Genomic DNA, 24517 nt, shown 5'->3' with positions numbered 1-24517 from the left:
AATTATTCCATGGGTCATCATCAAAAATTTTTGATGTCACTTTTATGGAGATGGAATAAAACGCTTCAAGGGCAAAAATGAAAAAAAATTGCTTTTTTTTAACGAATACTGATTTTTCGTCTATTTATTCAACATATCAGGCTTTAACAGAAAGGACTGGGTCACGTCATCGAATAAATACTGGGAAATTTTTCCTGATGCATCAATCAGATTAAAACTATTTGGCTCTTTTTTATGTAGCCGATGCGAGGCTGAAGTACCTGCATGTACATCATAAACAGGATGATCTGCCCCCAACTCAAAGATCAGGTTCAAATCATAAACCGCAGGTTGATGCAGATGTCCATGCAAGACTGCAAACAGGCCATGTGCTGCCCAAGCCTCTAAAGCAATTTTGGCCATCAATGGACTATCCTTAAAACCGCGCTTATTTTGAAAAGGCACATAGAACGGTTGATGGCTGACAATAATTTTTAATTTGGAAGAAGGTGCTTGGCCTAATTTCCGATCAATACGCTGAATCTGCTCAAGCGATAAATGCCCTTTGGTGTGATAGCGGCGCCGGATTGAGTTCACCCCCACCAGATAAAAGTTGTCTGTTTCAAGTGTGGGTTCAAGTTCACCAAAAAAAAGCTGATAACGGGTAAATGGATTGAACAGCCGATTCCACAAATGATAGAGCGGAATATCATGATTACCCGGAATTACCAGATAAGGTGTCTCAAGCTGATCTAAAAACCGCTTACAGGCCAAAAACTGACTTAAACGTGCGCGTTGGGTCAGATCACCACTGACGACGACCGCTTCCAGAGGATGAGTCTGACAGAACTGTCGAATTGCCTCTAAACACTCGGGTTTTTCTGTCCCAAAATGCAGATCAGACAGATGCAGGATCATGCGGCACCCTTACACTCAGGCTGTTTTTTAGAACAGAAATATTGAGGGGCGGTGCCATTTCTGCGATTTCGCCATCAATCGCCACCATCAATTTCTTGGATCTAGATTCGATACGGACTTGATCGGCAGCAAAACTGTAAACATCCGAAGCCTGATCAATCTTGCCACGAACCAACTGATACACAAGCTTAAACAAAGTTAGCTTATCACTTTTAGAAACCACTACTCCTGCGACTTTACCCTGCTCTGCTGCTTTGGCAATCTGCATTTTCATATCTGCCAGTTGCAAGGGATTGTTGCCAAAAAAGATCAGGGGTGTTTTTACCGGATATTTCTTGTGATCTACCCAGATTTCCAGTTTCAGTTCCTTACGGTCGCGAATCAGCACATCCAGTGCGGAAGTATAGGCATGTAACGGCAATCGACCAAACCGCCGGTTATAATCTTCACGTTTTTTGATAAATAAGGGATACAGGCCCAAACTGGCATTATTCAGATAAATATCCTGATTAATTTGGGCTACATTGATACGTTTAGATTGTCCCGTGGCAATCACTTTAGCGGCTTCAATTAAATCCAGAGGAATATCTAATAATCTGGCTACATAATTAAAAGTACCCAAGGGTAAAATTCCAACAGAAATTTGCGTATTCAATAAATGTTTGGCGACTGTATTTAAAGTACCATCCCCACCTGCTGCCACCACGATACCTGCTTCATCCGACGCTAAATGTCGTGTCAACACCTCCGCCATAACGTGATCAAATTGCTGTGAATCATTGATTTCATAAGCTTTAGTCTGATAACCTTGCGCTGAAAATATTTCAGTCAATTGTTCATAGATCCCTTCTGGCCCTTGTATGCGAAAACCAGCATTATGATTATAAATAAGCGATAAGGGTTTAGATTGATTAGACATTTTTCGCACAACTTTATGAAGCCTATTGGCATTTTGTCCAATTCATAGACAATTAACAGTAGCTTTATGTAAAATTCAAATGGCAACCATTTATTTAATCAATAACGAATATGAGACGTGCTATAAAATTAATAAATTGATTTTATTAATAATTTTTAAAATAAATACCACCCATAATTAAAATAAATAACCAAGGTAATTCAAATATTTAGTTTTATCTTATTGTTTTCATTATATTTACAAATAAAATAGCATTATATGCCAAAAGAAATCTAGTGCTTCTTTGGTCTTATTTTTTTTATCATTTTATGCTTTAATACAGCCACTTTTTTTCATATATCATCCGGGCAACATTTTTATTGTTCGGATTGTACTTTGTACATCCTTTTTGTACACATTTGAGATAGGCCTCACCATGACCCAAGTGAACGCACCAGAATTCGTTCGTCACCCTAAGCTTATTGCTTGGGTGGAAGAGATTGCTAAATTAACAAAACCAGCAAAAATTGAATGGTGTGACGGTAGCGCAGAAGAATATCAACGTTATATCGACTTGATGATCGCTAACGGCACAATGCAAGCACTGAATCAAGAAACTCATCCTGGTTCTTATCTTGCGAATTCTGATCCTTCTGACGTTGCGCGTGTTGAAGGGCGTACCTTTATTTGTTCAGAAAACAAAGAAGATGCTGGTGCAACAAACAACTGGGAAGCGCCTGCTGAAATGCGCGCTCGCCTAAACGGTTTGTTTGATGGTTCTATGAAAGGTCGTACTTTGTACGTTGTGCCTTTCTCTATGGGTCCTTTAGGTTCTCATATTGCACACATCGGTATCGAATTAACAGATTCTCCTTACGTTGCTGTAAGCATGTCTAAAATGGCACGTATGGGTAAAGCGGTTTATGACGTTCTAGGTACTGATGGCGAATTCGTTCCATGTGTACACACTGTGGGCGCTCCATTAGAAGAAGGTCAAAAGGACGTTGCATGGCCTTGCAACCCTGAAAAATACATCGTGCATTACCCAGAAACTCGTGAAATCTGGTCTTACGGTTCTGGTTACGGCGGTAATGCATTGCTTGGTAAAAAATGCCTAGCATTACGTATTGCATCTTATATGGGTCGTCAACAAGGCTGGTTAGCTGAACACATGCTGATCCTTGGCGTGACTAACCCACAAGGCGAAAAACACTACATCGCAGCTGCATTCCCATCTGCTTGTGGTAAAACAAACTTCGCAATGCTGATTCCACCAGCGGGTTACGAAGGTTGGAAAATTGAAACTGTAGGTGATGATATTGCTTGGATCAAACCAGGTGAAGATGGTCGTCTATATGCAATCAACCCTGAAGCTGGTTTCTTCGGTGTAGCGCCTGGTACAAATACCAAGACCAACCCGAACTGTATGGCAACGCTTCACAAAGACGTGATCTATACCAACGTTGCTGTAACTGACAACGGTGAAGTTTGGTGGGAAGGTCTTTCTAAAGAAGTACCTGCTAACCTGACCAACTGGAAAGGTCAACCTCACACTGGCGAAGAAAAAGCTGCGCATCCAAATGCTCGCTTCACTGTTGGTGCTGGTCAATGCCCTTCTATCGACGCTGACTGGGAAAATCCAGCAGGTGTTCCAATTTCTGCGTTCATTTTCGGCGGTCGTCGTGCAGACACAGTGCCTCTAATTTCAGAAGCATTCGACTGGGTTGATGGCGTTTATAAAGCTGCAACTATGGGCTCTGAAACAACTGCTGCTGCTGTTGGACAACAAGGTGTTGTACGTCGCGACCCATTTGCGATGCTCCCATTTGCTGGTTACAACATGGCTGACTACTTCTCTCATTGGTTAGAAATGGGCGAAAAAGTTGGTGCAAAAGCTGCGGCTGCTGGCAACAAGCTTCCTGGTATCTACAACGTGAACTGGTTCCGTCGTGATGCTGAAGGCAATTTCGTATGGCCTGGTTTCGGTCAAAACATGCGTGTTCTTGAGTGGATCATTGACCGTTGTGAAGGTCGTGCTGATGCTGTTGAAACTCCAATTGGCCGTGTACCAACTTATGAACAGTTGAACTGGACTGGTTCTGACTTCACTAAAGAACAATTTGACCTTGTAACTTCTCAAGACAAAGATCAATGGATCAAAGAACTTGAAAGCCACACTGAATTGTTCAATAAACTTGGTGACCGTCTGCCAGAAGCGTTGAAAAAACGTCAAGCTGAACTGATTGAAGCTGTTAAAAAATCTGCATAATTGCTGATTTAAAATTAAAAGAGGTCGCGTAAGCGGCCTTTTTTATTAAATGGATAAACAATTGATCACAATTGACCAGAGCAGCAGTTGAAGCAAACTATGGCATAATTAGCGCAAGACTTTAGGAAATATAAATATGAAAAGAACAACAGTCATTTTAGCTCTGGCTGCAAGCAGCTTCATGTTGAGTGCGTGTCAGACTGCACCACATCAGTTCAACGGAAAAAGTGGCTATGAAATTCTGGAACGTTCAGGCAATACAGCAACCTTGAGCTATACGCTTTCAGGACGGCCTAATCAGGATGAAAGAAAATTGCAGGCAGCCTGTCAACAGACTTTGGGCGGTTCAAAAACCTATAATATTCAGATTTTAAGCACTAATGAAATTTCTAATCCACTTGCGGAGCAGGAACAATATGGCCGCCAATTAGGTAATAGCCGCACGCAAATCAGCTTAAGCAATACCCCAGATCTATATAATAGCGAGAATCTCGGTGCACGCGAAGCCTTAGACGCCCGCCCAACCACGATGCGTGTCATTCGTTATACTTGTTCTTAATATCCGATATATTCAAAGTAAGACAATCAAAAAGGGCTAACTGCCCTTTTTGATTGTCCAACTTTAACGTGTTTTATAGAAACTGACATTACGAAATTCTGGTGATTCCTCCAGATCCGGCCAGGTCGTCGCACTGCGCTCATCCAGTTTTTCATATTGAGGATGACTAAAGTTTTTTACTCGACTATCTGCAACCCAGACTTCAGGTGCAAATTTTAAAAACTCATCCAGGAAGAAACGGTTGCATTGATCATAGAGCACATCTGCGGCTAACAGAATGTCTAGCTGCTCTGCCTTATACAGGTCATCCAGATATTCCAGCTCAACTTCATTTAACTCAGCATTGGCACGACAGGCATCCAAACTGACTTGATCGATGTCACAGCAGATGACGCGTTTTGCGCCTGCCATTTTCGCTGCAATGGCAACTACGCCCGATCCAGTCCCAAAATCCAAAACTACTTTGTCTTTGACATGATGCGGCTCTGCCAATAGCCACTGCGCCATCGCCAAACCTGATGCCCAACAAAAGATCCAGTATGGTGTATCATTCCAGATGCGACGAATCACTTCATCATCCAGTTTATCTGTTGGAAATACTGGCGGAATCAGCCACAGGGAAATGGGTGTATCCGGCAATTGCTGTGCATGCAGCTCACAGTATGGAATCACATTATGCAAGGCTTTTAGTAGATGCTCAGGGGCTTTAGGGAATTGGAAAGTACAGCTCATTGGTTTTTATTTTTGAATATTCAGAATTTTAGTTTCAAACACGAAACCCGAATTAATAAAGAAAGTTCCCTCTCCTTTATTAAAGGAGAGGGCTAGGGAGAGGATTATTTATAAAAAATCTCCCTCATCCTAGCCTTCTCCCTGAGGGAGAAGGAACACTGTAGGAATTAACCCAAAGCCTTCTCAGCAGCTTCAACAGTTTGACGAATCAAAGTGGTGATGGTCATCGGGCCCACACCACCCGGAACCGGGGTATAAGCAGACGCAATTTCTTCAATGCCTTGCAACTGGATATCACCTACCCCACCGCCATCCCGTGGATGGAAACCTGCATCAACTACCACTGCACCTGGTTTGATCCAGTCTTTTTGAATCAATTCCGCTTTACCGACCGCACCAACAATAATATCGGCTTGTTTTACAAATTCAGGTAGGTTTTGAGTGCGTGAATGGCAAATGGTCACAGTTGCGTTGGCTTCAAGCAGCATTGCCGCCATTGGTTTGCCCAAAATTGCAGAACGACCGACAACCACCGCATGTTTACCAGCGATTTCAATGTTGTTTTCTTTCAGAATCGTCATGATCCCGGCAGGCGTCGCTGAACCATAGGCAGCTTCGCCCATCGCCATACGCCCGTAACCCAGGCAAGTGACGCCATCGACATCTTTTTCAAGCGAGATCGCATCGAAACATGCACGCTCATCAATTTGCGCAGGAACCGGATGCTGAAGCAGAATACCGTGTACATCTGGATTGGCATTTAACTTTTCAATTTCTGCAAGAAGTTGTTTAGTTGTGGTTTCGGTTGGAAGCTCAACTTTCAATGAATCCATACCAACACGGCGACAAGCATTGCCTTTCATACGCACATAAGTTGCAGATGCGCCATCGTCACCTACCAAAATCGTCGCAAGAATTGGAGTACGACCTGATTTTGCTTTCAGCGCTTCTACGCGAGTAAACAAGTCAGCTTCAATTTGCTTCGCCAATGCACGACCGTCTAGAACTAATGCCACGGCATTTCTCCCAAGTGTTGATATGAATCAATTTTGCACATTCTACATGAATAATTTAAATATTTTCCGCCAGATGCTGTTTTTATGCGCATACAAATGAATATGCTATTGTTTTTTTTTCAGGGCTTGATAATATACGCATCAACAAGACGTGGCGGGGTGGCAGAGTGGTCATGCAGCGGACTGCAACTCCGTGGACGCCGGTTCGATTCCGACCTCCGCCTCCATCTTGTTAAAGCCCGAGTGGTGAAATCGGTAGACACAGGGGATTTAAAATCCCCCGCCCACAAAGCGTGCCAGTTCGAGTCTGGCCTCGGGCACCATTTTAATCCTTGTTAAAATGGTGCAATAAAATCTCCAGCATTAAGCTGGTTTTTTTATGTCTGAAATTTAGAAAATAAGTCAAACTATCAATCAAGCCATCTTATACAGACGTGCGATTTTATCCCGCAGAACGTAAATAACGTTCTAAATCTTGCTCCAGTTTCTGCTGAAAATGTACAGGCTCAGTAATCTTGATGTGGGGCATCCAGTAACGCACCAAAGGTAAAAGCTGCATTTCATGGCGAATCTGACAACTGATTAACAACCCTCCCGATGCTGACTCTTGCTCAATCTGTTGTTCCGGAAATAAACGACGCTCTTTAAAAAACATGGCGACTTCTGGCTGAATTTTTACCCAGACTTGTTGTTTCTGCTGCCCAAACCAGATCCCTTCTTCATCCTCCAGAATTTTTAATATTTCAGCCTCATGTTCAAAGGGCTTCAGATCAAGCAACAATTCAACTTGCTGAATCTGACTGAGACGGTAGGTGCCTAGTTTTCCCTGATCTATACCCGCCAGATACCAAATGCCATGATGATGGATTAAACGATAAGGCTGGATATTTCTGGATTCTTCACGATAACGTAAATGAATATAATAACGCTTATGAATAGCAGCGGCTAAAGTTTTAAAATGCTCAGCAAACTGTTTGGTGTCTTCAAAATGATAGCCTTTGGCAGAAAAAACCAGATTGGCGCGATCATCCAGCAATTCACGTAAAAAGGACATATCTAGTGCGGGATACAGCTCACTGATCCCGGAAAGCTGGGCAAAGGTCTGAATATCCTGCAATTTAAAGCGCCCTAAATAAGAGGGATCCAGATAATATCGTTTCTGTTGATCTTGGCGTAAAGGCAGATAAGAGTTTAATCGGTCAAAATCACGTTCAATGGTGCGGCTACTGACCTGAAATTCTGCAGCTAGCTCTGCAGCCCGGAGTTGATATCCGACATTTAATTTGGTCAAAATTCTGGCTAAACGCTCTGCAAGACGCTCATGTGTTGAAGCTGGGCGCTTCATAAATCCCCACTTAATACATTCACATGTACTTATTTATCGCTAGATACTTAATGATTATACTCAATCTCAATAAGTGAATCATATTAGGATAAAGTCTAAGATATTCTTTTACCTCAGATCTTGACCCTTTATTCATCCCAAAAATACAAGACCTTATTTGGATTTTCTGGATGCTTTCTTGCTTAAAGGACGATTCTGGAGCGTTAATCTTTCCATATAACGCTCCAGATGCAGCATCGCTCGATACATTTTATGTAACTCTGCCCAACTCATGCTTCCGCGAATAATCATTTTATGAATACGATGCAATGCTTTTAAACTATGTTTTGAACTATATACTATTGGAATAATTTTCATCTTATTTTCCCTCTCACATTCATGTGAATGTTGAACCAATTAGTCGGAATTATCGATAGATGCAATTTACGTGGCATTCTTGACAGGTTGTGTCGAACAGTTAACATTTTTTAATTTTTATTCAAAGTTTTATATATTTATTTGTAATAAGATTTTACTCAAAATTAAAAAAGCCAGTAAAATTACTGGCTTTTTTAAATCATTTATCTCGTATTAAATAATTTCAACCACAACTTTACCCACATGTTCTCCCGTATCCATTGCGGCATGGGCATCTTGAATTTGATCAAACTTAAACGTTTTATAGATCATCGGCAAACATTCGCCTTTTGCCCATAATGGTGCAATCTGCTCTTTCAGACCTTGTGCAATTTCCGCTTTTTCAGCGGTGCTTCGTGCTCGCATGGTCGAACCGGTAATGGTCAGACGTTTCATCATGATAGGACCTAAATTAACCTCTTTGGCTTTACGACCGCCCAAAAAGGCGATATACACCAGACGTCCATCACGACGCAGCAAACTCAGGTTCCGCTCTAAATATGGCCCACCCACCATATCCAGAATGACATCGACCCCGCCATTGTCAGTTGCTTCATTAATCACTTGCTCAAAGTCTTGCGTTTTATAGTTAATCGCATAAGTTAACTCTGAAATAGCTGCAACCTTGTCATCCGTACCGACAGTCGCAAAGCTTTTGATTCCGAGTGCTTTACATAACATTAAAGCAGTAGTGCCAATGCCGCTGCTCCCGCCATGAATCAGCACGGTTTCGCCTGCTTTGGCCTGCCCCATCTGGAACACATTGGCCCACACGGTAAAAAAGGTTTCAGGAATGGCTGCCGCCTGTGTAAAGCTTACACCTTCCGGAATATTCAAGGTCTGGCTTTCTGGTACGACACAATATTCTGCATAACCACCACCATTGGTCAGGCCACAGACTTTATCACCAACTTTAAACTGGCTTACCTCAGCACCGACTGCAATCACTTCACCCGCGACTTCAAGACCCGGGACTGGTGTTATGCCTTTTGGCATTGGATACAAACCTTGACGTTGCAAAATATCTGGACGGTTAATACCAAAAGCATGGACTTTCACCAGAACTTCATCTGCTTTGGCTTCGGGGATTGCAACCGTTTCATAAGCCAATTTATCGATATCGCCCGGTTCTGTAATAATGACCTGTTGCATGCTTGCTTGTGACATATATTTCCCTGCTTATTGAATATTCAAGATACTTGGCTTTATTTGAACATAGTTAAGCTGAGGAATGAAGCCAAGTCGGACTTATGTATAATCAAGTCACTATTCAAAAAATTGATAGGAGATGGATATGAGCGAGATCATTGAGTATAACGAGAATAATTACAGTAATTTTGAATGGTTCGAAGGTTTTGCAGTCATTCGCTTTTATGCCGAATGGTGTAAGCCTTGTATTCAGAATTTTCCGGTCTTTAATGAACTGGCAGCGCAATATGCTGAAAGCAAGCCCGAAATCAAATTTGGCAAAGTAAATATCGACCAATCTCCAGTATTAACCTTGCGCTATCATGTTTATGGTCTACCTTCTACGCTGATTTTTAAAAATGGCACAATCATTAAAAGGATTGCTGGCGCAAAAAGTCTAACGGAGATAAAGACGATTCTATCTCAATCCCTAACTGATTTTTCTGAATAATTGAAGCATACATATCTGAAGATAAACTGTAGAGAAAATTTCGTTTTTACCCCTCGGTAAAATCGGGACTTGGTAATTAACCACGGCTTTTATACTCTTTGACCATCCGATCACTGACATCTTCCGGATAACACAAAGGTGCATGTCCACCCGCCCGATTATATGCACTACGTTTACCACAGCGACTGCCATTACTGGCCGTATTGTAAGGACATGGACAATTCCCCGGATAACGATCAATCGACTGCTGGATAATTTTTTGCTTAATTGCTTCTGTACTGGTCGCCTGTTTAGCGTCCACCCCAAAAGCCAAACACAACCCGATTAAAATAAATATTTTTTTCATAAACACCCCTCAATATTTGTATTATATCGAGAAGAAATTTAAGTGAAAGTTCAACATTCACACGGCTGCACATTATTTACATACTTAAAAGCATCCAAATAAAAAACCCGCTTTACGGCGGGTTTTTTAAATCGACTCAGTCTTATAATCGAACCAATTCTACAATTTTATCAGCAAGCTCTTCGACTGCTTCCACAATTAAAGTGGTGTCCGTACCTTCAGCAGTATCGGTAATCACCACCACACCTGTTTCACGAAGCAATGCAACTTGTGCAGCATCAAGACCCGCTCTGGCAATTGCCACGATGCCTTGCTGAATCAGTAAACTTTCAAGTGCCTGAGCATTTTCCAAAGCTTTTGCCGAGACAGTCAGCGCAGCAGGTTTTTGCCCCAAACGCGCAGCACGCACTTCAGCAGTCACAGGCTCATCATGTGCAGACCATTCAACTGATTCTTCCACCATACCTGCACCAATCGTCACGTTATTTAAACGATCAATGAAGATAAATGAACCGGTATAACGGCTGTCTTGATAACGGTCAAAGACCACGGGCGCATCAAATTCAACAGTCACATTGGCAATCGCATTCAGCTCAAGATTTTCGACCTGAACTTTCTCCAGTGTGTTGACGTTGGTACGGTAATGAATCGCTGTCACTTTTGCAGGAACAGTCTGTGTACCAATCTTAATGTTGTACAGCTTGCCAATCACCAGCGCTTGATCCGCCATCCACACCACAGTCGCTTGAACTGAACGAGAAATATTTGGAACCGCTTGATCGGCACGAATTAACACGTTACCACGTGAAATATCAATTTCATCGTTGAGCGTTAAAGTCACAGCTTGACCTGCAACAGCACGTTCAAGGTTGCCATCAAAAGTAACGATTTCTTTTACTGTTGATGATTTACCTGATGGTAAAGCCGTTACGGTATCGCCAACGTTGATATCACCAAGTGCGATCGTGCCGCAGAAACCACGGAAATCGAGGTTTGGACGGTTGACATATTGCACTGGGAAACGAAAATCTGCTTTTGCCGAAGTACGGTTAATTTCTACCGACTCAAGCGTACCCATTAACGTTTCACCGGTGTACCACGGCGTATTGGCGGACTTGTTCACCACGTTATCGCCATTCAATGCAGAAATTGGCGTAAAGATGATGTTCGATGGTTTACGATCACCCAACTGCGCAACGAATGCTGCATATTCTGCCTGAATTTCATTGAAGCGGGCTTCAGAGAAGTCCACCAGGTCCATCTTGTTGATCGCAACAACAATATTTTTAATACCAAGTAAGCTTGCAATAAAGGTATGACGACGGGTTTGAGTTTGCACACCATAACGCGCATCAATCAAGATAATCGCAAGGTCGCAGGTCGATGCACCTGTTGCCATGTTACGGGTGTACTGCTCATGTCCCGGAGTATCGGCAATGATGAACTTACGCTTTTCAGTCGAGAAATAACGATAGGCCACATCAATGGTAATGCCCTGCTCACGTTCTGCCTGTAGACCATCGACCAGAAGTGCCAAGTCAGGTGCATCGCCTGTGGTACCGACTTTTTTCGAGTCACGGGTGACGGCTTGCAATTGATCTTCATAAATCAATTTTGAATCGTAAAGCAGTCGACCAATTAGAGTCGATTTACCATCATCTACGTTACCGCAAGTCAGGAAACGCAACAGGTCTTTATTTTCATGTTGTTTCAAATAGCCCAAAATATCTTGGCTAATCAGTTCTGATTGATGAGACATTGCCCAAAGCTCCACATATTCTTTAGAAATCGGTTTTGAATCCCTCTAAATCTCCCTTTATAAAAGGGAGACTTCCTCCACTTTTAAGCCCCTCTTTCTCAAAGAGGGGTTTGGGGAGATTTTTAGGGGGAGATTAAATTAGAAGTAGCCTTCCTGCTTCTTCTTCTCCATCGAGCCTGCTTCATCATGGTCAATCATACGACCCTGACGCTCAGAGCTGGTTGCCAAGAGCATTTCTTGGATAATTTCCGGCAAGGTATCTGCAGTTGATTCAACTGCACCTGTTAATGGATAACAACCTAAAGTACGGAAACGTACCGATTTCATTTGTGGAACTTCACCTTCTTTTAAAGGCATACGTTCGTCATCAACCATAATAAGTGTACCGCTACGCTCAACCACAGGACGTTCTGCAGCCAGGTAAAGTGGCACAAGTGGAATACTTTCCAAATAGATGTATTGCCAGATATCCAACTCGGTCCAGTTTGATAACGGGAATACACGAATACTTTCACCTTGATTCACTTTACCGTTGTAAAGGTTCCAAAGTTCAGGGCGTTGGTTTTTGGGATCCCAACGATGTTTATCATCACGGAATGAATAGACACGTTCTTTGGCACGAGATTTTTCTTCATCACGGCGCGCACCACCAAAAGCAGCATCAAACTTGTATTTATTTAAGGCTTGTTTTAAACCTTGGGTCTTCATGATGTCAGTATATTTTGAACTACCATGATCGAAAGGATTGATGCCTGCCTCGACTCCTTCTTTGTTTTGATGCACGATCAAATCAAAACCATGTTTTTTTGCCATGTTGTCACGGAAAGCAATCATGTCTTTAAATTTCCAACCCGTGTCTACATGCAGTAGCGGGAATGGAAGTTTGGCTGGATAAAACGCTTTCAGTGCAAGATGCAGCATGACTGCTGAATCTTTACCAATGGAATAAAGCATGACTGGATTTTCAAATTCAGCTGCTACTTCACGGATAATATGAATACTCTCAGCTTCAAGCTGTTTGAGATGAGTAAGTCTTTCCTCATTTAACGACATGGACAACACCAGCTTAGAAAAACGTGTACTTATGACACTTTTGAAAATTTATATTCATTATAGTGATTTACTTATCTTAGCCATTGCTTGTTTTATGATATTGATATATCAAAAGCTCATATAAAAATTCACTAATAACAAATATCAGTTTTTATGAATCAATAATGAACGTCACCACATCTGACTATTTTTGCTGTATTAATTTTTAAAATCACCCATAAAAGTATAGATAAATAATCTAAAGTAGTGGTTTCCAAGATGCTGAAAAATTAATAGAGTAGGCTAAATTCTCCCTTTGATATATTTTGCTTATGGCTTATAGCGCTTTTGATCTCTCCACTCTAAAAACTCGCCTGGAACAAGCAGAGCTTGCAGGTTACATTTATCAGCATCAGCAACACATTTTAGTCTTACAAGAACCTTTCAGTGAAGACGGCAAGCCTTTAAATATCTATTTGCAACATGAATTGACTGCCGACCAGATCGGATTACAGTTTGGTCTGCGTTTGCAAGAAGGTCATTGGGAATTCTTATTGGGTGTGACGTATAGCAACCAGAATGCAGCTTATGAAATCGGTGCGGGTAATCTTAAAGGTGATCAAAAAGCCTTTAACTTACTCTATGCATTTTACAATTACCCTAAAGCATTCTATCTGGTGGCATTGCCTTTAACCAGCAATAGCCAGATGCTGGAGCAGACTTTGGAACAGCAACTTTTCAGTCAGCCGGATCTGCATTTTCTGGATACTGCGATCAAGGTGAACCCGATGGGTGAACAGATCACATGGATAAAAAACTATATTCTGCAACAGACTCTGGATATGAAAGTCCGGATTCAGACTGCCTTACTCTAAGTCTTTAAGAAAGAAATATAGAGATACTAAGGCACAGTATTTCTATATTTCTCAGAAAAACCAATCCACACAACCTTAAAATTCACACAACATATTGAAAATAATTAATTTTTAGCAGATCCTAAATAAACTTATAGTTTACTATTAACTTTAATAGTTCAATAATTATTAAATACATAATATATTCAATCCTTGTTTATAAGGTTTTTTGTTATTTTTTTGCATACAAAATTAATAATTACTGCTATCGTTATAGCATCAGAGGCTTCCTTACACTTTTCCTAAAACATAATTATAGAGATAAAAAATGTGGGAACTGTTTACTCATCCGTCAAATATCGTATTTAGTATCAGCCTGAGTCTGATGCTGATGTTTGCTGCACTGGAATGCATATTACTGCTGCTCGGTGGCGGCTCGCAGAATATGTTAGAACAGTTTTTGCCTGAAGACCCCCTGCAACCAGAAATTAATCCAGATCAACATCCCGGCTTTTTCACCAAAGTATTTGACTGGTTATATCTGGGACGTCTGCCTTTATTTATCTGGCTCATCATTTTTCTGACCAGTTATGGCCTGAGTGGCTTATTGATTCAGGGAATATTTGAACGCCTGACCAGCCAGCTCTTCAATGTATGGCTAATTTCCCCAGCCTGTCTGTTTCTGTGTATGCCGATAGTGCGCTGGCTTGCCATGACTGCCAGCAAGCTTATGCCTCAAGATGAAACTTCTGCCATTTATAGTGACGAGCTTATTGGGCGTACCGCAATCATTATTCTGGGTGATGCCAAAGTCAACTCTCCTGCACAAGCCAAAGTCCGGGATCAGCATGGCCAGACCCATTATGTTTTAGTCGAACCAGAAACCAATCAAATTTTAAATCAAGGTCAGAATGTCGTACTGACCCATAAAACCAAAAATGGCTTTCAAGCCACTGCACTCTAATTTTATTCAGCCAGAACCAAACTGAGACTTTATAACAATGTTAACTTTTGATTTATATAATATTTTAATTATTTCTGGAATTATTTTTGCAGCACTGGTGACCTTCGGTCTCATCATTGCGCGCCTATACCGCCGGTCCAGTAAAGAAATCTCCTTTGTGCGTACCGGTTGGGGTGGTGAAAAAGTGATTTTGGGCGGAGGCGCAATCGTGCTCCCAGTCTTGCATGAAATTATTCAAGTCAACATGAACACTCTGCGTCTTGAAGTGCGCCGTGCAGATGATCAGGCACTGATTACCCGTGACCGTATGCGCGTGGACGTCATGGCCGAATTCTATGTGCGGGTCAAACCTACTGCTGATTCAATTGCAACAGCCGCACAAACGCTCGGGCAAAAGACCATGTCACCGAATGAATTAAAAAATCTGGTCGAAGGCAAATTTGTCGATTCACTGCGTGCAGTAGCAGCAGAAATGGCCATGGAAGAACTGCATGAAAAACGGGTCGACTTTGTACAAAAAGTACAGCAAGTGGTTTCAGAAGATTTGCATAAAAATGGTCTGGAACTGGAAACCGTTTCCCTGACTGGCCTGGATCAAACTGGATTTAAATATTTCAATCCACAAAATGCCTTTGATGCTGAAGGCCTGACCAAGCTCACTGAAACCATTGAAGATCGTCGTCGCAAGCGAAATCATATCGAGCAGGATACCGACCTGGCGATCAAAACTAAAAATCTGGAAGCAGAACAGGCGCGCCTGCAAATCATTCGTGAAGAAGAATATGCCAAGCTGCAACAGGAACGCGAAATTGCCATTCGCCGTGCCGAGCAACTGGCTGAAATTTCTGCTCAGGAAGCCGGTAAAAAACGTGAAGCAGAAGAAGCACAAATTGCTGCTGAACGAGAAGTCGACCTCAAGCGTATTTTAGCGGCCCGTGATGTAGAAAATGAGAATATCCAAAAAGCGCAGCTGATTCAAAAAGCCCAAGTCGAACAAAAGAAAACTATTGAGCTGGCCGAACAGGATCGTGCCATTGCCATTGCAGAAAAATCTCGCGCCGAATCTGAAGCCAAAGCGCAAGCCGATCAGGCACGTGCACAAGCGGTAAAAGCGGAAGAAGAAGTCATCACTGTACGCCAAATCCAGCAGGCAGAGCGTCAAAAAGCGGTTGAGCTGGTCGCAGCCAAAGAACACGCGGAAAAAGATGCAATTGCGATTACGGTTGCCGCTGAAGCCGGAAAACAAGCCGCAGCAGATGATGCCGAAGCAGTACGTATTGCTGCTGAAGCTGAAGCCGAAAAGGTTCGTCTTAAGGCCAAAGGTGAAGCGGACGCAAAAATTCTACTGGCTCAGGCGATGGAAAAACAGTATCAGGTCGATGCAGAAGGTACCCGTGCAGTCAACGAAGCCAATAATGTGCTGTCACCTGAACAGGTCGAAATGCAGATTCGCCTAGCCATGTTGAAATACTTGCCTGAAATTATCCGGGAAAGTGTTAAACCGATGGAAAATATTGATGACATCAAGATTCTTCAGGTCAATGGCCTGCATGGCAGTCATGCCGGTTCCTGTCAGACAGATGCACATCATGAAAATGGCAATGTTGCCCTGTCAGATCAGGTGGTAAATAGCGCCCTGCGTTATCGCAGCCAAGCACCCTTAATTGACAGCCTAATGAATGAACTTGGTATTCAGGGTGGTGATATTAATGGCATGACCCAGAGTCTGAAAGCTAAAACTTAAAAATAGAATGAGATATAAAAAAGCTCCCAACTGGGAGCTTTTTAGTGCATGTTTAATCTATAAATCAAACCAAACCTTTATCTTTCAATACTTGCAACATGGTTGAACCAAGTTCCGCAGGACTGCGGGTATATGCCATACCCGCACGCTCAAAGGCAGCAAATTTTTCTTCAGCAGTTCCTTTACCACCTGAAATAATTGCACCCGCATGCCCCATACGCTTGCCTTTAGGTGCGGTAACACCTGCAATATAACCGACCACAGGCTTGGTGACATGAGCCTGAATATATTCCGCTGCCTCTTCTTCTGCGGTACCACCAATTTCACCAATCATAATAATGGCTTCAGTCTGAGGATCGTCCTGGAACAGTTTCAAGCAGTCAATCTGGTTCATGCCCGGAATCGGATCTCCCCCGATCCCGATACAGGTCGACTGACCCAGTCCAAGCTTGGTGGTCTGCGCTACGGCTTCATAGGTCAAAGTCCCTGAGCGCGAGATAATTCCAATTTTACCCGGCTGATGAATATGACCGGGCATGATCCCGATCTTACATTCACCCGGCGTAATAATGCCCGGACAGTTTGGCCCGATTAAACGCGTGCCATTACCATTGGTTTCCAGATAACGCTTGGCTTTAAGCATGTCGATGGTCGGTACACCTTCAGTGATCACCACAATTAACTCAATGCCCGAATCAACCGCTTCAACAATAGAATCCAGCACAAATGGTGCAGGAACATAAATCACCGAAGCATCTGCGCCAGTTTCTTTCACCGCTTCGCGCATGGTATTGAATACTGGTAATTCCAGATGGGTTTGACCACCCTTACCCGGTGTTACACCACCGACAACTTTGGTGCCGTAAGCCAAAGCCTGCTCAGAATGAAATGTACCGTTTTTTCCTGTAAAGCCCTGTACCAATACTTTGGTGTCTTTATTCACTAATACGCTCATGATTGATACTCCTTAAGCTTTTACAGCAGCAACGATTTTTTCTGCAGCGTCAGCAAGACCATTTGCAGAAATCAATTTCAAACCTGATTCATCCAGTAATTTTGCACCCAGTTCCGCATTGTTGCCTTCGAGGCGAACAACCACAGGAACGGTCACATTTACTTCCTGAACCGCCGCAATAATTGCTTCTGCAATCATGTCACAACGTACAATTCCACCAAAAATATTAATCAACACACCCTGCACAGAGTGATCTGCCAGAATAATTTTAAAAGCTTCAATCACGCGCTCTTTGGTCGCACCACCACCGACATCGAGGAAGTTGGCAGGTTGACCACCATAAAGCTTGATAATATCCATGGTTGCCATCGCAAGACCGGCACCATTCACCATACAGCCAATGTTCCCTTCCAATGCCACATAGTTCAGATCAAATTCAGATGCTTTGAGTTCACGTTCATTTTCCTGAGACTTATCACGTAGCGCAGCCACTTCAGGCAAACGGTACAGTGCATTCGAATCAATCCCGATTTTGGCATCCACACACAGAATATCGCCATTTTCACGTACCGACAGCGGATTGATTTCAAAAAGTGCAAAATCATTGTCTACAAATGCCTGATAAGCAGCAGTCATGACTTTAACAAATTGATTAATTTGGCCATCTTTGAGTTTTAGGGCAAAAGCCACTTCGCGAGCCTGAAATGGCATGAGCCCCACTAAAGGATCAACTTCAACTTTAATAATTTTTTCAGGGGTTTCTTCGGCCACTTTCTCAATTTCAACACCGCCTTCAGTCGATGCCATAAAAGTAATGCGGCGGGTTGAACGATCGACCACCGCACCCAAATAAAGTTCGCGCTCAACAGGATAAACATCTTCAGATACTAAAATGCTATTTACCGGCTGACCATTGGCATCGGTCTGATAAGTTACCAGGTTTGAACCGATGATCTGGTTGGCATATTCAGCAGCCTCGGTAGCCGATTTAACGACTTTTACACCACCGGCCTTCCCACGACCACCTGCATGCACCTGAGCTTTCAGTACTGCGAACTTTCCACCTAACTGCTCAAAAGCATGTACCGTTTCATCGGCATTGGTGGCAAGTATCCCTTCCTGTACCGGCATACCATATTTTTTTAATAGCGCTTTTGCTTGATACTCATGTAAATTCATTCAATAACCTTTTATTACTTCTTTGCCTTGTTATAAACCCACCAGTACCCAGACGTCCGTCAAAGCAGTACCAGCATTTCTTAAAATCGTTATCTTTATTTTTAGATGATTGTTCCCATAAAAACAACCATGAAATGTAAAAAGAGCGACCTAAGCCGCTCTTTTTTTAATTTTATTTACGTTTGCGTTGAATCGCATGAATCGCACGACCATCGACCGCAAGTGCAGCTTCGTGTACCACTTCAGAGAAAGTTGGATGACCAAAAGTCATCAACTGTAGATCTTCAACTGAAGATACAAACTCAAGTGCAATCATACCTTGGTGTACGATGTCAGACGCAGCAGGTCCAATCACGTGCATACCCAATAGACGATCTGTTTTCGCATCAGCAACAAACTTCACAAAACCAGCATTTTCGCCAGCAGCCATTGCACGGCCGTTTGCAGCAAAACCGAATTGACCGGTTTTCACTTCGTGACCTTTGTCTTTGGCTTGCTGTTCTGTTAAACCAACCCACGCCGCTTCCGGATGGGTATAGATGACAGAAATAATCGTGTCGTAGTTGACTTGAGCGGCATGACCGTGAATACGTTCAACGGCCATTACGCCTTCTTCCATGGCTTTATGCGCAAGCATAGGACCACGAACCAAGTCACCAATTGCGTATACGCCGTCCACAGACGTTGCACACCAATCGTTCACTTCAACCAGACCACGCTCAGTCAGTTTAATGCCGCAATCATCCGCCAATAAACCTTCAGCATAAGCACGACGGCCTACACATACGATTAACTTGTCGAAAGTTTGAGTCTTGTCTTCACCGCCCTGAGTGTACTTCACAGTCACTTCAGAACCGTTCACTTCAGTACCAGAAACTTTCGCACCAACGCGAATATCAAGACCTTGCTTAGTCAACAGTTTTTGGTAGTCTTTTGCCAAGGCTTTATCAGCCATTGGTAAGAATGCATCCATTGCTTCAAATACAACAACTTCAGCACCCAGACGACGCCAAACTGAACCTAATTCAAGACCGATAACGCCCGCACCAATTACGCCTAATCGTTTCGGTACTTCTTGGAATTCAAGTGCGCCAGTTGAGTCAACAATAATGTTTTGATCAACAGGTGCAGATGGGATATTGATTGGCACAGAACCAGTCGCAAGAATCACGTATTTTGGTTCTAAAATTTGAGTTTCGCCTTCATGAGAAACGAACTCAACTTTTTTACCGGCAAGTAATTTACCTGTACCTTTTAACCATTCGATGCCGTTGCCTTTCAGCAAGCCATCAATACCCATGGTCAATTGGTCAACGATTTTGTCTTTACGCGCTAAAAGTTTAGCAAGATCAAATTTCACTTCACCCGTGGTAATACCGTGATCATCTAGATGCTGCACTGTATCTTCGTAACGGTGAGAAGAATCAAGCAAAGCTTTAGACGGGATACAACCCACGTTTAAGCAGGTGCCACCTAAAGATGGCTTGCCTTTATGAATACGTTTTTCGATACACGCAACTTTGAAACCAAGTTGAGCTGCACGAATTGCTGCTTCGTAGCCGCCCGGGCCACCACCAATTACGACTAAATCGAATTGAGACATGTTTATCTCCAAATAATCCCCTTTAATCTCCCTTCAAAAGGGAGACCTAAGCCCTCTTTTTAAAAAGGGATTAGGGAAGATTCTTAATAAATAAATTACAGATCAAGGATAAGACGCGCTGGCTCTTCTAACAATTCTTTGATTGTTACAAGGAAACCGACTGCTTCTTTACCATCGATTAGACGGTGGTCATAAGACAATGCAAGGTACATCATAGGCAAAATTTCTACTTGACCATTCACTGCCATCGGACGTTCCTGGATTTTATGCATACCCAGAATCGCAGTTTGTGGCGTGTTCAAGATCGGAGTAGATAACAATGAACCGAAAGTACCACCATTGGTAATCGTGAATGTACCGCCAGTCATGTCTTCGATGCCTAATTTGCCATCACGCGCTTTCGCAGCGTATGCACGAATACCGTTTTCAACTTCGGCATAGTTCATGCGGTCTGTATCACGAAGTACAGGAACCACCAGACCACGCTCAGATGAAACTGCAACACCAATGTCATAGTAACCGTGATAAACAATGTCATCGCCATCGATTGATGCGTTCACTGCCGGATAGCGTTTTAGCGCTTCAGTTGCTGCTTTAACAAAGAATGACATGAAGCCAAGACGTGCTCCATGACGTTTTTCAAACACATCTTTGTATTGAGCACGCATTTCCATGATTGGTTTCATGTTCACTTCGTTGAACGTGGTCAACATTGCAGTTTCTTGAGTCGCTGCAAGTAAACGTTCAGCAACACGCTTACGAAGACGTGTCATTGGAACACGTTTTTCGATACGTTCGCCCACAGCAACGCTTAATGGCGCAGCAGCAGGAGCAGCTGGTTTCGCTTGGTGGTTTGCCACATCTTCTTTGGTGATGCGACCGCCACGACCTGTACCCGCAACATCAGCTGCTGCAACACCAGATTCAGTCAATGCTTTACGCACTGCTGGCGCTTGGTCTTGTACTTGCTGACGTTCAACGATTGGTGAATTACCTGCTTCAGTATTCGCCGCAGCTTGTTCAACTTTCTCTTCAGACTGAACTGCTTGAGTTTGAGCAGCGCCAGAAACAGCACCTTCTTCAAACTGTGCAATGACTTCAGCTGAAAGTACAGTGTCGCCTTCATTTTTAATGATAGAGGCAATTGTACCGTCTGCAGGAGCAACAACTTCTAAAACAACTTTATCAGTCTCAATATCACAGATCACTTCATCACGTGATACTGCTTCACCTGGTTGTTTGTGCCAAGTTGCGATCGTACCGTCCGCAACTGACTCTGGGAATACCGGTGCTTTAATTTCGGTTGCCATTACTTAGAATCTCCTGGATTATTCAGCGTCGATCGCAAGCGCGTCGTTGATGAGCTGAGCTTGTTGTTTTGCATGCAAATATGGTGAACCACAAGCCGGTGCAGCAGATGCTTCACGGCCAGCGTAGCTAATACGGACTTGTTTATCCGCTTTCATCACATCGTCATATAGACGCGGAGCGATGAACAACCAAGCACCTTGGTTTTTAGGCTCTTCTTGTGCCCAAACCAGTTCTTTCACATTTGGATATTGTGCAAGGACTTCTGTCAGGCGTTTTTCTGGGTATGGATATAATTGTTCAATACGCACAATCGCAGTATTGTTCAATTCTTTTTCACGACGTTTTTCAATCAGGTCGTAATACACCTTACCACCACACAGAACCAGACGGGTTACATCTGACTTGTTGATGTTGTCCACTTCATCAATCACGGTCTGGAAGCTACCGTTTGCAAGTTCTTCTAGCGTAGACGTTGCAAGTTTGTGACGAAGAAGAGACTTCGGTGAAGTCACGATCAATGGCTTACGGATTGGACGAATCGCTTGACGACGTAAAGCATGATAAATCTGTGCAGGTGTGGTCGGTGTGATCACTTGCATGTTGTCTTCAGCACATAGCTGTAAGAAACGCTCTAAACGTGCAGATGAATGTTCCGGACCCTGACCTTCAAAACCGTGTGGAAGAAGCATGGTCAAACCACAGACACGTTCCCATTTGGTTTCACCAGACGAGATGAACTGGTCAATCACAACCTGCGCACAGTTCGCGAAGTCACCGAATTGCGCTTCCCAAATGATCAAGCTCTTAGGAAGAGTCGTCGCATAACCATATTCAAATGCCAATACCGCCATTTCTGACAACAATGAGTCATAGATTGCAGTACGCGGCTGGTTTTCTTTCAGGTTACACAGCGGAAGATAAGTTGAACCATCGACCTGGTTATGCAATTTTGCATGACGGTGCGAGAAGGTACCACGACCTACGTCTTCACCGGTTAAACGAAGCAAGTAACCATCATCTAGTACAGTTGCATACGCCAGAGTTTCAGCAGCACCCCAGTTCAGTGGCATTTCACCCGTTTGCATTTTCAGACGGTCATCGATCACTTTCGCAACCTGACGCTGCATCACGAAGCCTTCAGGAAGTTCGCGCATTTTCGCGCCAAGTTCTTTTAGACGCTCGATCGGGAAAGTCGTATCCCATTCGTCTGTGTAGTCATGACCCAAGTAAGGCGTCCAGTCCACAAACATTTTCTTGTTCGGTTCAAGTACCAGCGCATTGGCAACGTGATTACCCGCTTCCAGATCTGCACGGTAATTTTCAACCATTTGATCTGCATTTGCACGATCAAGAACACCCTGTTGTACCAGTTGATCCGCATAAAGCGTACGCGTGGTCGCTTTCTTGCTAATCACTTGATACATCATTGGTTGAGTTGCAGCTGGCTCATCCGCTTCGTTATGACCACGACGACGGTAGCAGAACATGTCAATCACAACGTCTTTACGGAAAGTATGACGGAAGTCATGTGCCAATTGTGAAATGAACACCACAGCTTCAGGATCATCCCCATTGACATGGAAGATCGGCGCCTGAATCATTTTCGCGATATCAGTACAGTATTCTGTAGAACGCGCATCACGTGGATCAGAAGTGGTGAAACCCACCTGGTTATTAATCACAATGTGCACTGTACCACCCACGGTATAACCGCGAGTTTGTGACATCTGGAAAGTTTCCTGGTTGACGCCCTGACCTGCAAATGCAGCATCACCATGTACGATTAATGGCAATACGTCATCGCCGCCAATGTCTTTACGACGTACTTGACGTGCACGTACCGAACCCTCAACCACAGGGCCAACGATTTCCAAATGTGACGGGTTAAACGCCAATGCCAAGTGAACTTCGCCACCTTGGGTCATCACGTTTGAAGAGAAGCCTTGATGGTACTTAACGTCACCAGAACCTTTCTTGTGAATAGATTTACCTTCAAACTCACCAAACAGGTCAGCCGGGTTTTTACCCATGATGTTAACCAGAAGGTTTAAACGGCCACGGTGAGGCATACCGATTACAACTTCTTTACAGCCAACAGAACCTGCACGCTGAATAATTTCGTTAACCATCGGGATGAATGATTCACCCCCTTCAACGCCAAAACGTTTTGCGCCAACAAACTTATTACCTAGATATTTTTCCAGGCCTTCAGCTGCGGTTAAACGTTCAAGGACATGTTTCTTTTGTTCAGCATTAAAACCATATTGACCGCGTGCACTTTCCAGACGTTGTTGAATCCAACGTTTCTCTTTGGTGTCCACGATGTGCATGTATTCAGCACCGATTGAACCACAGTAAGTGGCTTCCATTGCCTGAACCATCTCAGCCAAAGTCGCTTCTTCTTTACCGATCGCCAGGTTGCCAGTATTGAATACCGTATCTAGGTCCGACTGAGTTAAACCATGCGCAGCAAGATCTAGATCAGGCACAACTTCACGTTTCGCCAAACCTAATGGATCCAGTTTTGCTTTCTGGTGACCACGATTACGGTATGCAGCAATCAGCTGTAACACGCCAATTTGGCGACGTTCATGCTCTGAGCTGACAGTTGATTGAACAACAGGCTGAATACGGCTTGAATTACGACCTAAAAGTAGGAATTGCTCACGTACATTACTGTGTGGTTGATCACCTTTTGGGAATTTACCGAAGTATTCTTGCCAGTCAGCACCTACTGAATCCGGAGCCGTCAAATACTGCTCATAAAGTTCTTCAATATACGCTGCACTATCAGCGCTAAGTTCAGTGTCAAGACGCAGAGCGTCAGCAACTTCTTGCATTTGTGGACCCATTTCCTATTGCAAAAACATTTTCAGGATGCTTTTTAAGCAAAACCCAGGATTATTAGCGTCAGATTGGTAATATGACACTAGTCCCCCATAAGGCATAAGCCATGAGGCGTTATCACCACACCAAGAAAATCTTGATATGTTTAATGAACAATAACACCCCTCAGCGG

21 protein-coding genes and 2 tRNA genes are annotated in these 24517 nt (G+C 43.2%); 8 read left to right on the top strand and 15 right to left on the bottom strand.

The window, feature by feature from the left end; translation table 11 throughout:
- Positions 1 to 120 precede the first annotated feature (120 nt).
- Together FTU45_RS04810 and FTU45_RS04805 are read right to left on the bottom strand one after the other, a co-directional pair.
- Positions 121 to 897 carry a metallophosphoesterase gene (locus FTU45_RS04810; protein WP_005096310.1) on the bottom strand — a complete coding sequence of 259 codons (777 nt, stop codon included), beginning with the start codon at positions 895 to 897 and terminating at the stop codon, positions 121 to 123.
- On the bottom strand, positions 878 to 1816 hold the full coding sequence (locus FTU45_RS04805; protein WP_100357247.1) for a diacylglycerol kinase family protein: 939 nt from the start codon (positions 1814 to 1816) through the stop codon (positions 878 to 880). The genes FTU45_RS04810 and FTU45_RS04805 overlap by 20 nt, the downstream gene beginning before the upstream one ends.
- A gap of 415 nt (positions 1817 to 2231) precedes the next feature.
- Between FTU45_RS04805 and FTU45_RS04800 the strand changes: the two genes are divergently transcribed.
- Together FTU45_RS04800 and FTU45_RS04795 are read left to right on the top strand one after the other, a co-directional pair.
- A complete protein-coding gene (locus FTU45_RS04800) occupies positions 2232 to 4064 on the top strand; it encodes a phosphoenolpyruvate carboxykinase (GTP) (protein ID WP_180076032.1) in 1833 nt (610 codons plus the stop codon).
- Positions 4065 to 4200: 136 nt separating this feature from the next.
- Positions 4201 to 4623: a hypothetical protein gene (locus FTU45_RS04795; RefSeq protein ID WP_159138049.1), complete on the top strand. Its 423-nt coding sequence runs from the start codon at positions 4201 to 4203 to the stop codon at positions 4621 to 4623.
- A gap of 63 nt (positions 4624 to 4686) precedes the next feature.
- Here the strand turns inward: FTU45_RS04795 and FTU45_RS04790 are convergent, their stop codons facing one another.
- Positions 4687 to 5355, bottom strand: a complete 669-nt coding sequence (locus tag FTU45_RS04790) for a methyltransferase (RefSeq protein WP_180076031.1) — start codon at positions 5353 to 5355, stop codon at positions 4687 to 4689.
- A 167-nt stretch (positions 5356 to 5522) separates the two neighbouring features.
- On the bottom strand, positions 5523 to 6371 hold the full coding sequence (gene folD / locus FTU45_RS04785) for a bifunctional methylenetetrahydrofolate dehydrogenase/methenyltetrahydrofolate cyclohydrolase FolD (RefSeq protein ID WP_100328806.1): 849 nt from the start codon (positions 6369 to 6371) through the stop codon (positions 5523 to 5525).
- 153 nt (positions 6372 to 6524) lie between these two features.
- Between folD and FTU45_RS04780 the strand changes: the two genes are divergently transcribed.
- Positions 6525 to 6598: transfer RNA gene (locus FTU45_RS04780), tRNA-Cys, on the top strand.
- 10 nt (positions 6599 to 6608) lie between these two features.
- A tRNA-Leu gene (locus FTU45_RS04775) sits at positions 6609 to 6694 on the top strand.
- Positions 6695 to 6813: 119 nt separating this feature from the next.
- On the opposite strand, the gene FTU45_RS04770 is transcribed toward FTU45_RS04775, so the two are convergent.
- The 3 genes from FTU45_RS04770 to FTU45_RS04760 all read right to left on the bottom strand — a co-directional run bounded on the left by FTU45_RS04770 (position 6814) and on the right by FTU45_RS04760 (position 9279).
- Positions 6814 to 7716: a YafY family protein gene (locus tag FTU45_RS04770; protein WP_180076030.1), complete on the bottom strand. Its 903-nt coding sequence runs from the start codon at positions 7714 to 7716 to the stop codon at positions 6814 to 6816.
- Positions 7717 to 7869: 153 nt separating this feature from the next.
- On the bottom strand, positions 7870 to 8073 hold the full coding sequence (locus tag FTU45_RS04765) for a hypothetical protein (RefSeq protein ID WP_159516433.1): 204 nt from the start codon (positions 8071 to 8073) through the stop codon (positions 7870 to 7872).
- A 213-nt stretch (positions 8074 to 8286) separates the two neighbouring features.
- A complete protein-coding gene (locus FTU45_RS04760; protein WP_180076029.1) occupies positions 8287 to 9279 on the bottom strand; it encodes an NAD(P)H-quinone oxidoreductase in 993 nt (330 codons plus the stop codon).
- 127 nt (positions 9280 to 9406) lie between these two features.
- Between FTU45_RS04760 and FTU45_RS04755 the strand changes: the two genes are divergently transcribed.
- Positions 9407 to 9751 carry a co-chaperone YbbN gene (locus FTU45_RS04755; RefSeq protein WP_005171940.1) on the top strand — a complete coding sequence of 115 codons (345 nt, stop codon included), beginning with the start codon at positions 9407 to 9409 and terminating at the stop codon, positions 9749 to 9751.
- Between the two features lie 76 nt (positions 9752 to 9827).
- Here the strand turns inward: FTU45_RS04755 and FTU45_RS04750 are convergent, their stop codons facing one another.
- The 3 genes from FTU45_RS04750 to cysD all read right to left on the bottom strand — a co-directional run bounded on the left by FTU45_RS04750 (position 9828) and on the right by cysD (position 12909).
- Positions 9828 to 10097, bottom strand: a complete 270-nt coding sequence (locus FTU45_RS04750; RefSeq protein ID WP_180076028.1) for a hypothetical protein — start codon at positions 10095 to 10097, stop codon at positions 9828 to 9830.
- Between the two features lie 142 nt (positions 10098 to 10239).
- Entirely contained in the window at positions 10240 to 11856 is a 1617-nt protein-coding gene (cysN, locus tag FTU45_RS04745) for a sulfate adenylyltransferase subunit CysN (RefSeq protein ID WP_180076027.1), read from the bottom strand.
- A gap of 138 nt (positions 11857 to 11994) precedes the next feature.
- Positions 11995 to 12909 carry a sulfate adenylyltransferase subunit CysD gene (cysD, locus tag FTU45_RS04740; RefSeq protein WP_005096294.1) on the bottom strand — a complete coding sequence of 305 codons (915 nt, stop codon included), beginning with the start codon at positions 12907 to 12909 and terminating at the stop codon, positions 11995 to 11997.
- A 311-nt stretch (positions 12910 to 13220) separates the two neighbouring features.
- On the opposite strand from cysD, the gene FTU45_RS04735 reads away from it, so the two are divergent.
- From FTU45_RS04735 to FTU45_RS04725, 3 genes are all read left to right on the top strand, one after another.
- Positions 13221 to 13763 (top strand): hypothetical protein, encoded by a 543-nt coding sequence (locus tag FTU45_RS04735; protein WP_005171949.1) that lies wholly within the window; start codon positions 13221 to 13223, stop codon positions 13761 to 13763.
- 307 nt (positions 13764 to 14070) lie between these two features.
- Entirely contained in the window at positions 14071 to 14706 is a 636-nt protein-coding gene (locus tag FTU45_RS04730; RefSeq protein WP_180076026.1) for a YqiJ family protein, read from the top strand.
- 37 nt (positions 14707 to 14743) lie between these two features.
- Positions 14744 to 16450: a flotillin family protein gene (locus FTU45_RS04725; protein WP_005096291.1), complete on the top strand. Its 1707-nt coding sequence runs from the start codon at positions 14744 to 14746 to the stop codon at positions 16448 to 16450.
- A 64-nt stretch (positions 16451 to 16514) separates the two neighbouring features.
- Here the strand turns inward: FTU45_RS04725 and sucD are convergent, their stop codons facing one another.
- The 5 genes from sucD to FTU45_RS04700 all read right to left on the bottom strand — a co-directional run bounded on the left by sucD (position 16515) and on the right by FTU45_RS04700 (position 24338).
- Positions 16515 to 17405, bottom strand: a complete 891-nt coding sequence (gene sucD, locus FTU45_RS04720; RefSeq protein WP_005096290.1) for a succinate--CoA ligase subunit alpha — start codon at positions 17403 to 17405, stop codon at positions 16515 to 16517.
- 12 nt (positions 17406 to 17417) lie between these two features.
- A complete protein-coding gene (sucC, locus tag FTU45_RS04715) occupies positions 17418 to 18584 on the bottom strand; it encodes an ADP-forming succinate--CoA ligase subunit beta (protein WP_005096289.1) in 1167 nt (388 codons plus the stop codon).
- A 172-nt stretch (positions 18585 to 18756) separates the two neighbouring features.
- Positions 18757 to 20187, bottom strand: coding sequence for a dihydrolipoyl dehydrogenase (lpdA, locus tag FTU45_RS04710; protein WP_005096288.1), 1431 nt, complete (start codon positions 20185 to 20187; stop codon positions 18757 to 18759).
- 95 nt (positions 20188 to 20282) lie between these two features.
- Positions 20283 to 21497 carry a 2-oxoglutarate dehydrogenase complex dihydrolipoyllysine-residue succinyltransferase gene (gene odhB, locus FTU45_RS04705; RefSeq protein ID WP_074383084.1) on the bottom strand — a complete coding sequence of 405 codons (1215 nt, stop codon included), beginning with the start codon at positions 21495 to 21497 and terminating at the stop codon, positions 20283 to 20285.
- A gap of 18 nt (positions 21498 to 21515) precedes the next feature.
- Positions 21516 to 24338 carry a 2-oxoglutarate dehydrogenase E1 component gene (locus tag FTU45_RS04700; RefSeq protein WP_074383181.1) on the bottom strand — a complete coding sequence of 941 codons (2823 nt, stop codon included), beginning with the start codon at positions 24336 to 24338 and terminating at the stop codon, positions 21516 to 21518.
- Between the last annotated feature and the right edge of the window lie 179 nt (positions 24339 to 24517).

Origin of the sequence: Acinetobacter sp. YH12106, assembly GCF_013418995.1 — a bacterium.
GTDB classification, from domain to species: Bacteria; Pseudomonadota; Gammaproteobacteria; order Pseudomonadales; family Moraxellaceae; genus Acinetobacter; species Acinetobacter pseudolwoffii.
The sequence above is the reverse complement of the archived record's forward strand: the minus strand, read 5'-3'. Positions and strand labels throughout refer to the sequence as shown.

Bases quoted from the DNA above. Each gene is read 5' to 3' on its own strand.
- FTU45_RS04810 (WP_005096310.1), bottom strand. From the start codon at position 897: ATGATCCTGCATCTGTCTGATCTGCATTTTGGGACAGAAAAACCCGAG.
- FTU45_RS04805 (WP_100357247.1), bottom strand. From the start codon at position 1,816: ATGTCTAATCAATCTAAACCCTTATCGCTTATTTATAATCATAATGCT.
- FTU45_RS04800 (WP_180076032.1), top strand. From the start codon at position 2,232: ATGACCCAAGTGAACGCACCAGAATTCGTTCGTCACCCTAAGCTTATT.
- FTU45_RS04795 (WP_159138049.1), top strand. From the start codon at position 4,201: ATGAAAAGAACAACAGTCATTTTAGCTCTGGCTGCAAGCAGCTTCATG.
- FTU45_RS04790 (WP_180076031.1), bottom strand. From the start codon at position 5,355: ATGAGCTGTACTTTCCAATTCCCTAAAGCCCCTGAGCATCTACTAAAA.
- FTU45_RS04770 (WP_180076030.1), bottom strand. From the start codon at position 7,716: ATGAAGCGCCCAGCTTCAACACATGAGCGTCTTGCAGAGCGTTTAGCC.
- FTU45_RS04765 (WP_159516433.1), bottom strand. From the start codon at position 8,073: ATGAAAATTATTCCAATAGTATATAGTTCAAAACATAGTTTAAAAGCA.
- FTU45_RS04760 (WP_180076029.1), bottom strand. From the start codon at position 9,279: ATGTCACAAGCAAGCATGCAACAGGTCATTATTACAGAACCGGGCGAT.
- FTU45_RS04755 (WP_005171940.1), top strand. From the start codon at position 9,407: ATGAGCGAGATCATTGAGTATAACGAGAATAATTACAGTAATTTTGAA.
- FTU45_RS04750 (WP_180076028.1), bottom strand. From the start codon at position 10,097: ATGAAAAAAATATTTATTTTAATCGGGTTGTGTTTGGCTTTTGGGGTG.
- cysN (WP_180076027.1), bottom strand. From the start codon at position 11,856: ATGTCTCATCAATCAGAACTGATTAGCCAAGATATTTTGGGCTATTTG.
- cysD (WP_005096294.1), bottom strand. From the start codon at position 12,909: ATGTCGTTAAATGAGGAAAGACTTACTCATCTCAAACAGCTTGAAGCT.
- FTU45_RS04735 (WP_005171949.1), top strand. From the start codon at position 13,221: ATGGCTTATAGCGCTTTTGATCTCTCCACTCTAAAAACTCGCCTGGAA.
- FTU45_RS04730 (WP_180076026.1), top strand. From the start codon at position 14,071: ATGTGGGAACTGTTTACTCATCCGTCAAATATCGTATTTAGTATCAGC.
- FTU45_RS04725 (WP_005096291.1), top strand. From the start codon at position 14,744: ATGTTAACTTTTGATTTATATAATATTTTAATTATTTCTGGAATTATT.
- sucD (WP_005096290.1), bottom strand. From the start codon at position 17,405: ATGAGCGTATTAGTGAATAAAGACACCAAAGTATTGGTACAGGGCTTT.
- sucC (WP_005096289.1), bottom strand. From the start codon at position 18,584: ATGAATTTACATGAGTATCAAGCAAAAGCGCTATTAAAAAAATATGGT.
- lpdA (WP_005096288.1), bottom strand. From the start codon at position 20,187: ATGTCTCAATTCGATTTAGTCGTAATTGGTGGTGGCCCGGGCGGCTAC.
- odhB (WP_074383084.1), bottom strand. From the start codon at position 21,497: ATGGCAACCGAAATTAAAGCACCGGTATTCCCAGAGTCAGTTGCGGAC.
- FTU45_RS04700 (WP_074383181.1), bottom strand. From the start codon at position 24,338: ATGCAAGAAGTTGCTGACGCTCTGCGTCTTGACACTGAACTTAGCGCT.